The sequence below is a fragment of the Nonomuraea sp. SBT364 genome, assembly GCF_001083785.1.
Lineage (GTDB): Bacteria > Actinomycetota > Actinomycetes > Streptosporangiales > Streptosporangiaceae > Nonomuraea.
Window position 1 is genome coordinate 1 of sequence record NZ_LAVL01000051.1, and the last position, 13924, is coordinate 13924.

10 protein-coding genes are annotated in these 13924 nt (G+C 72.1%); 6 read left to right on the forward strand and 4 right to left on the reverse strand.

Annotated elements, in window-relative coordinates:
- Positions 1-264 precede the first annotated feature (264 nt).
- A complete protein-coding gene (locus ADY59_RS22930) occupies positions 265-1431 on the forward strand; it encodes a PQQ-dependent sugar dehydrogenase (RefSeq protein WP_231618840.1) in 1167 nt (388 codons plus the stop codon).
- On the opposite strand, the gene ADY59_RS22935 is transcribed toward ADY59_RS22930, so the two are convergent.
- On the reverse strand, positions 1391-1717 hold the full coding sequence (locus ADY59_RS22935; RefSeq protein ID WP_049565334.1) for a carboxymuconolactone decarboxylase family protein: 327 nt from the start codon (positions 1715-1717) through the stop codon (positions 1391-1393). The genes ADY59_RS22930 and ADY59_RS22935 overlap by 41 nt on opposite strands.
- 220 nt (positions 1718-1937) lie before the next feature.
- Here ADY59_RS22935 and ADY59_RS22940 point away from each other — a divergent pair, with 220 nt between their 5' ends.
- From ADY59_RS22940 to glnII, 3 genes are all read left to right on the forward strand, one after another.
- On the forward strand, positions 1938-2615 hold the full coding sequence (locus ADY59_RS22940; protein WP_049565336.1) for a hypothetical protein: 678 nt from the start codon (positions 1938-1940) through the stop codon (positions 2613-2615).
- Between the two features lie 11 nt (positions 2616-2626).
- On the forward strand, positions 2627-5497 hold the full coding sequence (locus tag ADY59_RS22945) for an AAA family ATPase (RefSeq protein WP_231618841.1): 2871 nt from the start codon (positions 2627-2629) through the stop codon (positions 5495-5497).
- Between the two features lie 113 nt (positions 5498-5610).
- Entirely contained in the window at positions 5611-6630 is a 1020-nt protein-coding gene (gene glnII / locus ADY59_RS22950) for a glutamine synthetase (protein WP_049565340.1), read from the forward strand.
- 67 nt (positions 6631-6697) lie between these two features.
- On the opposite strand, the gene ADY59_RS22955 is transcribed toward glnII, so the two are convergent.
- Together ADY59_RS22955 and ADY59_RS22960 are read right to left on the reverse strand one after the other, a co-directional pair.
- Positions 6698-8233: an aldehyde dehydrogenase family protein gene (locus ADY59_RS22955; protein WP_049565341.1), complete on the reverse strand. Its 1536-nt coding sequence runs from the start codon at positions 8231-8233 to the stop codon at positions 6698-6700.
- Between the two features lie 34 nt (positions 8234-8267).
- On the reverse strand, positions 8268-9881 hold the full coding sequence (locus ADY59_RS22960) for an ABC-F family ATP-binding cassette domain-containing protein (protein ID WP_049565342.1): 1614 nt from the start codon (positions 9879-9881) through the stop codon (positions 8268-8270).
- Between the two features lie 359 nt (positions 9882-10240).
- Between ADY59_RS22960 and ADY59_RS22965 the strand changes: the two genes are divergently transcribed.
- The gene (locus tag ADY59_RS22965) at positions 10241-11845 is read left to right on the forward strand and encodes an FAD-binding oxidoreductase (RefSeq protein WP_049565343.1); all 1605 of its coding nucleotides are present in this window, start codon (positions 10241-10243) and stop codon (positions 11843-11845) included.
- 1 nt (position 11846) lies between these two features.
- Here ADY59_RS22965 and ADY59_RS22970 read toward each other — a convergent pair whose 3' ends face one another.
- Positions 11847-12836 (reverse strand): LLM class flavin-dependent oxidoreductase, encoded by a 990-nt coding sequence (locus ADY59_RS22970; protein ID WP_049565400.1) that lies wholly within the window; start codon positions 12834-12836, stop codon positions 11847-11849.
- A 121-nt stretch (positions 12837-12957) separates the two neighbouring features.
- On the opposite strand from ADY59_RS22970, the gene ADY59_RS22975 reads away from it, so the two are divergent.
- Positions 12958-13851, forward strand: coding sequence for a sulfotransferase family protein (locus ADY59_RS22975; protein WP_049565344.1), 894 nt, complete (start codon positions 12958-12960; stop codon positions 13849-13851).
- Positions 13852-13924 lie beyond the last annotated feature (73 nt).

Here is a 13924-nt window from a genome sequence, read left to right on the forward strand (position 1 = left end):
TCGGCAGGGCCCGATGTGTGTAAGAGACAGACCACGCACCGCCCCCGCCGCCCCATGCCTGGGGGTGCGGCTCGTCAGAGGGGGGCCTCCACGCCTCGGAGGTGCCGCCCTTCAGAGGACGGCAGGCCCCAGCCTTCGGAGGGGCGGCTCTTCGGTCGGGAGGCGTCCCCCGTGCCATGGGGTGAGGGGGCGCGCCCCCATGCCGTGGGTGCGGCGCTTGAGGCGGGGGGGTGGCAGGATGAGGGGGTGCGTCTTGTTGGGGCTGTGCCGGTCGGGTTACTCGCCGTCGCGCTGGTCGCGTGCTCGGCCGGGGTGCCGGAGCGGGAGGTGCGGTCGCCGGCCGCGTCGGAGGCGGGCACGTCCGCCGGGACGCCGGCCGAACCGTCCGCGGCCGCGGAAGGCAGGGTGCGGTTCACGCGGATCGCCGAGCTGGACCGGCCGGTGGCGTTCGCCGTGCGGAAGGGCGACGACCGGCTCTACGTCGCCGAGCAAGGCGGCAAGCTGCGCACCACCGACGGCGCGACGATCGTCGACCTGTCGGGCGAGGTGAGCGACGGCAACGAGCAGGGCCTGCTCGGCGTGGCGTTCCACCCGACGGGCCGCTGGCTCTACCTCGACTGGACCGACGCCGACGGCACCACGCACGTCACCGAGTGGGCCTACGACGGCAACGAGGCCACCGCCAGGCGTGACGTGCTCACGCAGAAGCAGCCGTACGCCAACCACAACGGCGGCCAGCTCGCCTTCGGCCCCGACGGCCACCTCTACATCGCCCTCGGCGACGGCGGCAGCGGCGGCGACCCGGAGGGCAACGGCCAGGACCTGAGCACCCTGCTCGGCAAGATCCTGCGCATCGACCCGCGCGGAACCCCGTATCGTCGCAAGCTCCTCAGCTCCGCATACAAGATCCCCGAGGACAACCCGTTCGCGGACCGGGCGGGCGCGCGGCCGGAGATCTGGGCGTACGGATTGCGCAACCCGTGGCGGTTCGGGTTCGACAGGGAGAGCGGCGATCTGTGGATCGGCGACGTCGGCCAGAACGCCTGGGAGGAGGTCGACCACCAGCCGGCCGGCTCCAAGGGGGGCGAGAACTACGGCTGGAACCTGCGCGAGGGCGAGCACCCGTTCGGCGCGGGCGGAAAGGCGCGCGACCTGGTCGACCCGGTGATCGCCTACCCGCTGGGCGAGGGCGGCAACTGCTCGGTGATCGCCGGCTACGTCTACCGGGGCACGAAGATCGACTGGCTGCGCGGGCGGTTCCTGTACGGCGACTTCTGCGCGGGCTGGGTCAAGGCGGCGCCGGCGGCCGAGCCCGCCCGAGGGGACGAGATCGGGCGAGTGGATCAGCTCTCGTCGTTCGGCCAGGGGCACGACGGCGAGCTCTACGCGCTCAGCCTGCAGGGCCCGGTCTACCGGATCGACCCTGCCTGACCTGCTCGATCAGGTCTTCGACCTGCGCGTTCAGCTGGGCGCCGCGTGACCAGCCGGCGTAGTGGGTGAGGAAGACGACCACCTCGCGCAGCTCGCTCTCGCTCAGGTCGCCGGTGCGCAGGGCGGCGTCGAGCTGCTCGGCCACCTGGTCGTCGAGCCCCTGCCCGACGAGCAGCCCGAGCAGGACGAGGCGGCGCTCCCTGACCGAGAGCGCGTCGCGCGACCACACTTCGGCGAAGGCGCGCTCCGCGGCCATGCCGTAGGAGTCGACGGCCGGTTCTGTCATGGCTGGCTCCGGTCGTGCGTGAGGAGAACCTCCATCTTCGGCTACTTCTCGCCGCACACCAATGGGGGCGCGCCAAAGCCACGGTTTCCTGTTGATCTGTAACAAGCGAGGCCGACGTACGGCCAAGATTTGGTCAAGATTTGTCACCGTGCACCGGGCTCACTCGATGCGAAAACGGGCACAACAACGTCGGTGCCTCGTCATTGGAGGTAGGCCCCCGGTGAAGAAGAGACGGGCGTGGATCGCGCTGATCGCCGCGGTCCTGTTGCCGGTTGCGTGCGGGCAGCCGGAGTTCACCTACGTACGCGACAGGGACGGCACCACCTACTTCAAGGTGCCCGCCTCCTTCGCCAGGATCGACCCGGCCCCGCTGGAGACCGTGCTCAGCGGCGACCCGCCCGGCTCCGAGGCGGCCCGGCTGCGCGAGCAGCGGGTCTGGTCCGTCGCCTTCGACCGGTCGCGGGAGCCGGGCGTCGACCACCTGTTCGGCTCGCGGGACCCGTTCGTCTACGCCACCGTGCACCGGCTCACCGGCGAGCAGCGCGACACGGTGTCGCTGGACCGGCTGCGCGACTTCATCCTGCCGGTGACCGAGGAGTCGCGCGGCGCGTACCTGGGCCGGGTGCTGCGGTCGGGCAGGCCGCCGGTGCTCAGCGGGTTCGAGCGGCTCAGCGACGAGCCCATCCGGCTCGACGGCGGCGCCCGGGGCGTACGGGTCCGCTACAGCTACCGGATCGGCGCCACCCACCAGACGTTCGACCAGACCGCCATCCTCGACGGCTCGGGCGCCACCGTCTCCGTCATGCTCATCGCCTGCCGGCCGACCTGCTACCTGGAGCGCAGGGCGGAGTTCGACGAGATCGCGAATTCGTTCAAGCTGCTCCGGCTGCCCGGATGAGGGAGCACCGCGTGAAGAGCACACTCCACGAAGGGCTGCGCGCACCCGGCAGCGGGCCCGCCGTCCCCGGCTTCGCCACCCGCCCGCGGGCGCGGTTCTGGGACAGGGGCAAGTTCCTCACCGGCCTGGCCGTCGCCTACCTCGTCCTCACGTGGAAGGTGATGGCCGACTTCCCGGGCATCGTGCCCTACTCCGACGCGATGCTGGTGATCGCGCGGGACCATCAGTGGATCTTCTGGCTGCTCGGCGCGGAGGCCGTCCGGCAGGGGCACTTCCTGGTGAGCGAGGTATCGCCCGGCTACCACCGGTTCTGGAGCGGGCGGGTCTTCGGCGGGTTCGAGCGATGGTCGCACCGGCGCTTCGGCGACTGGGCCAGGTTCCGGCTGGCCCGGCTGGCCAAGGCCGCGTTCTGGATCACGCTGGCCGGGCTCGTGCTCGGCGCGGTGCTCGGCACCAGCCCGTTCCTGGCGGTGTTCCGGGCGCCCGCGCTGGTCCTCGCCGCGCTGCCGTCCGTCGCGCAGGTCGCCGTCGGGCTCCTCGCGCTCGTCCTCCCGGTCGCGGGCCTGCTCTGGGCGCTGTCCAGGGGCGGGGTGGAGACGTACTTCCCCGACGACATCAGCACCCGCTTCGCCGACGTGTGGGGGCAGGACCACGTGGTCGAGCGGGTCCGCGAGAACGTCGTCCTCCTGGAACGGCCCGGCGAGATCGAGGAGCGCGGCGGCTACGTGCCCGGCGGGCTGCTGCTGTGGGGGCCACCGGGCACCGGCAAGTCGCTCATGGCCGAGGCCGTGGCGGGGGAGACCGGCAAACCGTACGTGTACGTCGATCCTGGCGCGTTCGCGAACCTGTTCATGGGCGTCGGCGTCCTCAAGGTCAAGACGCTCTTCAGGAGGCTGCGCAAGCTCGCCCTCCGCTACGGCGGGGTGATCGTCTTCTTCGACGGGGCCGACTCGCTCGGCAGGCGCGGCCGTCCCGTCCGGCAGGGCCCGCCCGGGAGCGGCTTCTCCGCCTGTCACGGCATGACGTACCTGTCGGAGGAGAGCCGGATGGCCCTGGCCTTCCGCGACCCCGGCCACGGCAACCGGTTCTTCACGGGGGGCGGCGGCACCGGCAACGGCGACGCCGGCACCCTGCAGGCGCTGCTCGCGGAGCTGTCAGCGCTGAAGAAGCCGCGCGGGCTCTTCAACCGGCTGGTCCGGCGGACGCTCGGGATGCGGCCCAAGCCGCCGCCCCGCTACCGCGTCCTCGTCATGATGGCCACCAACCGGCCGGACGCCCTCGACGAGGCGCTGCTGCGGCCCGGCCGCATCGACCGCGTCTACAAGGTCGGCCATCCGTCCAAGGCCGGGCGGGTGCGCACCTACCAGGGCTATTTCGCCAAGGTCGCGCACCGGCTCACCGCCGAGCAGATCGACAGGCTCGCCACCATCACCCCGTACGCGACCGGCGCCACCATCAAGGACCTGGTCAACGAGTCGCTCATCACCGCCGTCCGCGACGGGCGCGATGTCATCACCTGGCCGGACGTGCTGCGCGCCAAACGGCTCAAGCAGCTCGGGCCGCCCGAGGACGTCGAGTACCTCGAGCGCGAGCGGCACGCCGTGGCCGTGCACGAGGCCTGCCACGCGGTCGTCGCGTACGTGACCCGCTTCCACCTGGAGATCGACGTCGCCACCATCGAGAAGGGCGCCGACCACCTGGGCCTGGTGGCCTCCATCAGGCCCGACGACCAGTTCACCCGGTGGAAGTCCGAGTACGAGGCGGACATCATGGTCTCGCTCGCGTCGCTGGCCGGGGAGCGGATGTTCTTCGGCGAGGACAACTCCTCCGGCGTCTCCGGCGACCTCCACTCGGCGACGTTCCTGACGGCGCTCATGGAGTCGTACTGGGGGATGGGCTCCGGCGTCACCTCGCTGCCGGCGCTGCAGGAGCTGGAGATCACCGGGGGCAGGGGCGCACGCCGGCGCTCGCCGCGCCGCGAGCCCGGCCCGGACCCCGGCGTGCTGGGGGAGCGGATCGAGGACAACCTGGCGCGGCTGCTGGAGAAGACCGAGCGGCTGCTGGAGGAGCGCCGCAGGGACGTCCTGTGCCTGGCCCACGCGCTGGAGACGCACCGCACGCTCAACGGGGAGGACGTGGTGGCGATCATCGAGCGGGCCCGCGGGCCGCTGGTCGACGGCACCGTCTACGCCGGCGACGACTTCTACCGGGAACTGGAGGACTACCACCGCGACGCGGTCCGGGCCCACCGGGAGCACAGCCGCATCGAACGCGACCTGCCGGTCCCGGACGACGCCGCCCCGCCCGCGCGGAGCGCTCCGCAGGAGGAGCCCGCCCCACCGCACGAGGTGGCGGGGCCCATGGTGATCATCCCGGCGCAGGCCCAGGCCCAGGCCCAGGCCCAGGCGCAGGTGCCGGTGCCGGTGCAGGCGGACGTGGCGCGGCCGGAGTTCGTGCCGTGGGCGGGCGAACCGGCGGCCGTGTTCGAGGGCGCGGTCGCCGCGAACGGCCGTCCGCGCGGTGAGGCGGCGCGGCGGCGCTGGTGGATGGCCGGCGGCAGCGTGCTCGCCCTGGTGGTGCTCGCGCTCATCAGCGGGCTGGCCGTCAGCGGCGCGCTGGCGGGCACCGGCGACCCGGAGCCCGGCGGCGGGATCGCCTCGCCGGGGCTGCTGGCGGTGCTGTTCGTGGTCGTGGTCGCGGTGATCGTGGGCACCGGGCTGGCGGCGGTCGCGGTCAAGAGCCTGCGTGCCGCCCAGGCCAAGGCCGAGCACGAACGCGACCAGGCGCACGCCAGGGCCCAGCTCCTGGCGGCCGCCCTGGACCCCGACACCGCCATGCGGCTGCTGGGCTACGACGGCCACGCCAGGCGGGAAGGGGCCTGATCCGGCGAAGGAGGGACGACCGGCTTAACACGCCGTTCACATTCGGGCAAAAAGGTGGAAACGGCTGTCCTTAAGACTCGGCGTGGCTGAGAGAAACCCTGAAAGGATCGCCGGTGAGCTACAAGGCTGAGTACATCTGGATCGACGGCACCGAGCCCACGGCTCTGATGCGCTCCAAGACCAAGATCCTGGCCGACGGGGCAGAGCCGCCGGTGTGGGGTTTCGACGGCTCCAGCACCAACCAGGCCGAGGGCCACTCGTCGGACCGCGTGCTCCGCCCCGTGTTCACCTGCCCGGACCCGATCCGCGGTGGCGAGCACGTGCTGGTCCTGTGCGAGGTCGAGGAGATCGACGGCGCCGCGCACAAGAGCAACACCCGCGCGCTGCTGCGCCCGATCGCCGAGCGTTACGCGGACCAGGAGTCCTGGTTCGGCATCGAGCAGGAGTACACGTTCTTCAAGGGCAGCCGCCCGCTCGGCTTCCCCGAGGGCGGTTTCCCGGCTCCGCAGGGCCACTACTACTGCGGTGTGGGCGCCGAGGCCGTGTTCGGCCGCGAGATCGTCGAGCTGCACCTCGACCGCTGCCTGGACGCCGGTCTGGCCATCTCCGGCATCAACGCCGAGGTCATGCCCGGCCAGTGGGAGTTCCAGGTAGGCCCGGCGGGTCCCGTCGAGGTCGCCGACCACCTGTGGATCGCCCGCTGGCTGCTCTACCGCACCGCCGAGGAGTTCGGCGTGGAGGCCACGCTCGACGCCAAGCCCGCCCGCGGCGACTGGAACGGCGCCGGCGCGCACACCAACTTCTCCACCAAGGCCATGCGTGAGGGCTACGACGCCATCATCACCGCCTGCGAGGCGCTCGGCGAGGGCGACAAGCCCATGGAGCACGTCTCCCAGTACGGCGCCGACATCGAGAGCCGCCTGACCGGCGCCCACGAGACGGCCCCGTGGAACAAGTACTCCTACGGCGTCTCCGACCGCGGCGCCTCGGTCCGCATCCCGTGGCAGGTCGAGGTGGACAAGAAGGGCTACATCGAGGACCGCCGCCCCAACGCCAACATCGACCCGTACGTGGTCACCCGCCTGCTGGTGAACACCTGCTGCGCCGCCCTGGAGAAGGCCGGCCAGGTCTGACGGCCGTTCGCACGACGGGACGCGGGCATCCGCGTCCCGTCGTCGTTGCGGCACCCGGGGCGCCGGACTAGAGCCGGAAGTCCCTGTCCGGAGTGATGTCGGCGACGTCCATCTGGGCCTTCTGCAGCCGCCCGGAGTGGTCCCAGTTCATCGCCTGCCAGCGGGTGAACTGGTCGAGCACCCACATCCCGGACTGCCGGCTGCCGTTGCCCGACTTGCCGTTGCCGCCGAACGGCAGGTGCGCCTCGGCCCCCGAGGTGGAGTTGTTGACGCTGACCATGCCCGCCGAGACGCCCTCGCGGAAGCGGAAGGCGTGCTTGGCGTCGGTGGTGTAGATGGAGCTGGACAGGCCGTAGCCGGGCAGGTTGGCCAGCTCGACCGCCTCCTCCAGCGTGGCGAACGCGGTGACGCCGACGATCGGCCCGAACGTCTCCTCCAGGAACAGCCGGTCGTCCGGCCGCACGCCGTCGACCACGACCGGGTGGTAGTAGAGGCCGCCCTCGCCGGTGAAGTCCCGGTGCGGGCTGCCGGCGGTGATGCGGCCGGTGGCGCCGGTGACGACCCGGTGGTGGGGCTCGATCCAGGTCAGGTACTGCTCGTAGCGGTCGGCGAACTTGCGGTCCAGCAGCGGCCCGGCCAGCACGTCCTGCTCGGGGTCGCCGATCCTGGCCTCCCGTACGGCCCGGGCGAAGCGGTCGGTGAACTCGCGGTGGATCGACTCGTGCGCGATGACCGTGCCCAGGCTGGTGCACCGCTGACCGGCCGTGCCGAAGCCGGAGAACAGCGCGCCCTCCACCGCCAGGTCCAGGTCGGCGTCCGGCATGACGACCATCGGGTTCTTGCCGCCGAGTTCCAGGCAGGCCGACTGCAGGTGCCGCCCGGTCAGCTCGCCGATCTTCCTGCCGACCTCGCTGGAGCCGGTGAAGCCGACCTTGTGCACGTCGCCGGCGTCCAGCGCCCGCTCCAGCCCGAGGAACGTCTGCTCACCATCGGCGAAGACGATGTTCAGCACGCCGTCGGGCAGCCCCGCCGCCGCGAACAGCCGGTAGAGCGCGTGCGCCGAGGCGGCCGCGTACTCGGCGGGCTTCCACACCACCGCGTTGCCGCACAACAGGGCGGGCACCAGATACCAGGACGGAACGGCCACCGGGAAGTTGCCCGCCGTGATCACCGCCGCCACGCCGACCGGGTTGCGGAAGGTGAACAGGTTCTTGTCCGGCATCTCCGACGGCACGGTCTGCCCGTAGAGCCTGCGGCCCTCGCCCAGGAAGAAGTCGCACGTGTCGACGATCTCCCGCACCTCGCCCAGTGCCTCACTGTACGGCTTGCCGATCTCCCGGGTGACCAGCCGGGCCAGGGTCTCGGTGTTGGCCTCGACCAGCCGGCCGATGGAGGCGATCACCCGCCCCCGGACCGGGGCGGGGACCTTGGCCCACTCCCGCTGCGCCTGCCTGGCCGTCGCCGCGGCGGCGGCGAAGGTCTCGGCGTCGGCCAGCCCCACCTCGGCGACGACCTCGGCGGTGCGGGCGGGGTTCGTGGATGCGTACGTCTCGATCGCGGCGGCGTCCTTGCCTCCGACGACGGAGGAAATCTTGCGGCTCACAGGTGCCCTCCTCACAGGTTCTCCGGACACACAATCATCCCTCCGGATGCTTGGCCAGCCAGCGGGTGATGCCGAGCGTTTCCAGGAACGGCAGGTCGTGGCTGACCACGAGCAGCGCGCCCCGGTAGGCCGACAGCGCCTGGGAGAGCTGGCGGACGCTGGCCATGTCCAGGTTGTTCGTCGGCTCGTCCAGGAGCAGCAGCTGGGGCGGCGGCTCGGCGGAGAGCAGGGCCGCCAGGACGGCACGGAAACGCTCGCCGCCCGACAGGGTGGCCGCCGGCTGCTCGGCCCGCGCCCCCCGGAACAGGAAGCGGGCCAGGCGCGCCCGCACCTCGCCCACGGGGGCGGACGGGGCGAACCGGCGGACGTTGTCGAGCACGCTGAGCGAGCCGTCCAGCAGGTCCAGCCGCTGCGGCAGGTAGCGCATCGGCACCCCCACGTGCACGCCGGGCCCCTCGGCGGACTCGCCCGCCGACGCGATCGCGCGCAGCAGCGTCGTCTTGCCCGACCCGTTCGGGCCGATCAGCGCGACGCGCTCGGGGCCGCGGAGCACCAGCTCCGCCACGGGCTCGCCGTCGGCGTCGGGGCCGCCGCGCAGCTCGTGGAGGCCCGGGACGCCGGACAGCGTCAGGACCGTGCGACCGGCCGGGACCTCGGTGCGCGGCAGCGTCACGCGGATCTCGGCGTCCTCGCGGACGGCCTGCTCGGCCTCGGTGAGGCGCTCGCGGGCCTGCTCCAGCTTCTCGGCGTGCATGTTGCGGTGCTTGCCCGCCGACACCTGCGCCTGCCGCTTGCGCGCACCCATGATGATCTTGGGTTCGCGCTTGTTCGCGTTCATCTTGTCCCCGTAGCGCGTCCGGCGGCTCAGCTTGACCAGGGCGTCCTCCATCTCCTGCTTCTGCTTCTTGAGGTCGCCCTCGGCGACGCGCACCATCCGCTCGGCCGCCTCCTGCTCGGCGGTGAGCGTCTGCTCGTAGGCGGTCAGGTTGCCGCCGAACACGCGCACCGCCCCGTCGCGCAGGTCGGCGATCTGGTCCACCAGGTCGAGCAGGACCCGGTCGTGGCTGACCACCACCAGGACCCCCGACCAGGACCGCACGGCCGCGTAGAGGCGGCGGCGGGCGTCCAGGTCGAGGTTGTTGGTGGGCTCGTCGAGCAGCAGCACGCCGGGCCGGCGCACGAGCAGCGCCGCGAGACCGGTCATCACGACCTCGCCGCCGGACAGGGTGCCGGCGGGCCGGTCCAGGCCGAGGTGGCCGAGGCCGAGCCGGTCCAGCTCGGCGTGCGCCCGCTCCTCGATGTCCCAGTCGTCGCCGATGGCGGTGAAGTGCTCGGGGGAGGCGTCGCCGCCCTCGATCGCGTGCAGCGCGGCCCGCTGCCGCTCGATGCCGAGCAGCCCGGCGACGGTCGCGCCGGTGGCCAGGGGCAGGTCCTGCGGCAGGTAGCCGACGTCGCCGGCGACGCTGATCGTCCCGGCGGACGGGCGCAGCTCACCGGCGATGAGCTTCAGCAGCGTGGACTTGCCGGAGCCGTTGACGCCCATGAGACCGGTGCGCCCGGCTCCGAAGGCGACGTCGAGCCCGTCGAGGACGGGAGTGCCGTCGGCCCACTCGTAGGAGAGGCCGTCGCAGACGATAGAAAATGACATAAGGGTGGCTCCTCGCCGTGTCAGGAATTTCAGGACACGTGGAGACACCGCGGAAAGGCCGCCCGAACTACGGAACAGAGGATCGCAGGCCGTACGCGAAGAACGAGGCGTCGGACGATCACCTGAGGTCGGGCGTGCGCACACCACAGACGTGGGCGCGGCGTCTCGGCCTCAGATCTCCAACAGTTCACCTCGGATGACGGCAACAGGACTCGCACACTGTACGCGATCAGTCAGGTGGAGGCAAGGGAGCCGATCAGTGCATTTACCTCCACCCCAACTGTGCAACTGGCCGCCTACCCGCCTCCCGTCCCCGCTCGTAGCGTCGAAGCCGCAGAGCATCCGACGAGAGGACGATCATGAGCGAGGTCACGCGCAGGGGCTTCATCGGCGGGACCGCCGCGCTCGGCGGCGGGCTCGCGGCGGCCGGCGGGTTACCCGGCGAGCCGGACGGGCCGCAGCCGCTCGGGCCGGTCGTGGTGCCCCCGTCCGATCCCCGCTACGAGGACCTGGCGGTCCGGCGGACGAACCTGCGCTTCCGCGTGGAGCCCGACTACTTCTACCTGGCCGGCACGACGGAGCAGGTGGTCAAGGCCGTCGGCCGGGCGGTGCGCGAGAACCGGCGGCTGACCGTGCGCAGCGGCGGCCACTGCTACGAGAACTTCGTCGGCGACGGCGCCGAAGTGGTGATCGATCTGTGCGAGATGTCCGAGGTGTACTTCGACGAGGAGCGCGGCGCGTTCGCGATCGAGGCGGGGGCGACGCTCATGCAGGCGTACCGGCGCCTCTACCTCGGCTGGGGCGTCACGATCCCCGGCGGCCAGTGCGGGGGCGTGGCCGCGGGCGGGCACATCGCGGGCGGCGGGTACGGTCCGCTGTCCCGGCGCGACGGCCTGACCGTCGACCACCTGCACGCCGTCGAGGTCGTGGTCGTCGACCGGAACGGCCGGGCCCGCGCCGTGGTGGCCACCCGTGACCCCCGCGACCCGAACCACGACCTGTGGTGGGCGCACACCGGGGGCGGCGGCGGCAACTTCGGCGTCGTCACCCGCTACTGGATGCGCGACCCCCGGGCACGCGGCGACGACCCCGGCACGCTGCTGCCCAGGCCGCCCGCCACCGTCTTGTCGGGCCTCGGGTCGTGGGCGTGGAAGGACATGACGCGCGAGTCGTTCCAGCGGCTGCTGCGCAACTACGGTGAGTGGCACGAGCGCAACAGCGCCCCCGGCACGCCGTACGCCTCGCTGTGGGGCTCGCTGCTGATCCCCGGCCGCCAGCCGGGGGAGGGCGACCAGGGCGGCATGATCCTGCCGGCGCAGATCGACGCGGGCGTGCCCGGCGCCGAAAAGCTGCTGTCGGACTTCTTCGCCGCCGTCGGAGAGGGCGTCACGCCGCGGGCGACGGTCTTCCCGTTCCTGCGCCAGCCGTGGTTCCAGGCCGTACGGGCGCTCTCGCTGGGCGAGGCGACAGAGGCGGGCCGGTACAAGGGCAAGTCCGCCTACCTGCGCAGCAGCTTCACCGACGAGCAGGCGGGCGTCGCCTACGACAGCCTGACCGCCGGCGGCCCCGCCAGGACGGGCCTGCTGTGGCTGCTGTCGTACGGCGGACGGGTCAACACCGTCGCCCCGGAGGCGACGGCCACGGTGGAGCGCCGCTCGATCCTCAAGGTCATCCACCTGGCGACCTGGGACGAGACGCAGGACGGCGCGGCCGAGCTGGCGTGGGTGCGCGACCTGCACCGCAAGACGTTCGCCTCGACCGGGGGCGTGCCCGTGCCGGGCGGCAACCTCGGCGGCGCCTACATCAACTATCCCGACGCCGACCACGCCGACCCGGCCTGGAACACCTCGGGCGTGCCCTGGTCGGAGCTCTACTACGGGGCCAACTACGCGCGCCTGCGGCGGGTGAAGGCCCGCTGGGACCCGCGCGGCGTCTTCAGCCACGCCCTGTCGGTCAGGGCGTGAATCAGGCGGCCACCAGGCCGCGGACCTGAGCGATCAGCTCCAGCGAGCGCAGCCAGGCCGCCCGCTCCGGCGCCGCCGACACCACGATCAGCTCGTCGGCGCGGGCGTGCTCGGCGAAGCGGTCCAGCTCGCCGGCGACCTCCTGCGGGGTGCCGACGGCCGAGTAGCGCGTCATCTGCAGGATCTGCTGCCCGGCGGGGGAGTCGAGGACCAGGTCGGCTTCCTCGGGCGTGAACGTCCGGCCCCGGCCGAGCAGCAGGCCCACCCGCTTGCGCTTGGCCGACAGGAACTGCGCCTGGGCCTCCTCGGCCGTGTCGGCGGCGATCACGTTCACCCCGGCGATCACGTACGGCTCCGCGAGCTGGGCCGACGGCCGGAAGTCACGCCGGTAGAGCTCCACGGCCTCCTCCAGCGCGGCCGGCGCGAAGTGGGAGGCGAACGCGTACGGCAGTCCGAGCATGGCGGCGAGCTGGGCGCCGAACAGGGAGGAGCCGAGGATGTACAGCGGCACGTCGGTGCCCTTGCCCGGCGTCGCCTCCACGCCCGGGATGCGCGACTCGCCGGTCAGGTAGCCCTGCAGCTCCAGCACGTCCTGGGGGAACTCGTCGGCGGCGGCCGGGTTGCGGCGCATCGCCCGCATCGTCTGCTGGTCGCTGCCCGGCGCCCGGCCCAGCCCCAGGTCGATGCGGCCCGGGTGCAGCGTCGCGAGCGTGCCGTACTGCTCGGCGATGGTCAGCGGCGCGTGGTTGGGCAGCATGACGCCGCCCGCGCCGAGGCGGATCGTCCGGGTGTGCGCGGCCACGTGGGCGATCAGCACGCTGGTGGCCGAAGAGGCGATGGTGGGCATGTTGTGGTGCTCGGCGTACCAGATCCGCCGGTAGCCCCATTCCTCGGCCCGTCGCGCCATCGTGACGCTGGCGGCCAGACTGTCGGCGGCCGTCTCTCCTTCGCCGATGTGCGCCAGATCGAGTATGGAGAGCGGGAGAGCCATGGAGAACATGCCTTTCGCAGTGAAGATCCCGGGAGCAGGAGGTGTAACCACGGCGGGCGCCGGGATATTTCACAGGACCGGTTAACCGGGGGTTCACCGGTGATGTCTACGTTGACGGGCCATGAGCTGGAAGTACCGGGCCAACGCGACGCTCGAGGGACTGACCGGATACACGCTGACACGGGCCCGCGCCGGGAAGCCGGCGCCCGCGCCGAAGCCCGTGCCCAAGCCGCCGCCCGAACTGCAGCGCCTGCCCGGCGACGAGGTGCGGCCACCGGTCGATCCGGCGCACGACCGGCTGCTGCGGGCGCCGGTCTTCCTGCTCTCCTCGGTGCGGTCCGGCTCGACGCTCATGCGCGTCCTGCTGAACAGCCACTCCCGGGTGCACTCGCCCATCGAGACGCACTTCCGCCGGATGACGGTCGGGCTGACGACCGACCCGGTCCGGCAGGCCATGGAGCTGCTCGGCCACACCCACAGCGACATCGAGCACCTCGTGTGGGACCGGCTGCTGCACCGGGAGCTGGCCCGCAGCGGCAAGCCGATCCTGGTGGAGAAGACGCCGTCCAACGTGTTCGCCTGGCGGCGGATCGCGGCCTGCTGGCCGGACGCGAGGTTCGTGTTCCTGCTGCGGCACCCGATGTCGATCGTGCAGTCGTGGCACGAGGCGGACCCGGCCAAGCGGCCCATGGAGGAGGCGGTGCCGCGCACGCTCAGCTACATGACCTACCTGCAGGAGGCGCGGACGAATCTGGACGGGCTGACCGTCCGCTACGAGGACGTGGTGGCCGATCCCGAGGCCGAGCTGCGGCGGGTCTGCGGCTTCCTCGGAGTGGAGTGGGAGCCGTCGATGCTCGACTACGGCGAGCGCGACCACGGCGGTTTCGTGAAAGGGGTGGGCGACTGGCGCGACAAGATCCGTAGCGGTACGGTCGTCGCTGGCCGCCCGTTGCCGACAGACGACGAGCTGCCTCCCGAGCTCAGGGAGATCTGCGGGCTGTGGGACTACTGCTGAGCCCCGCCCTTCCGCACCAAGGCTCCGGCAGAGTTCGCCTGCCGTTCTCCGGTGGTTCGCCTGCCGATCTTCC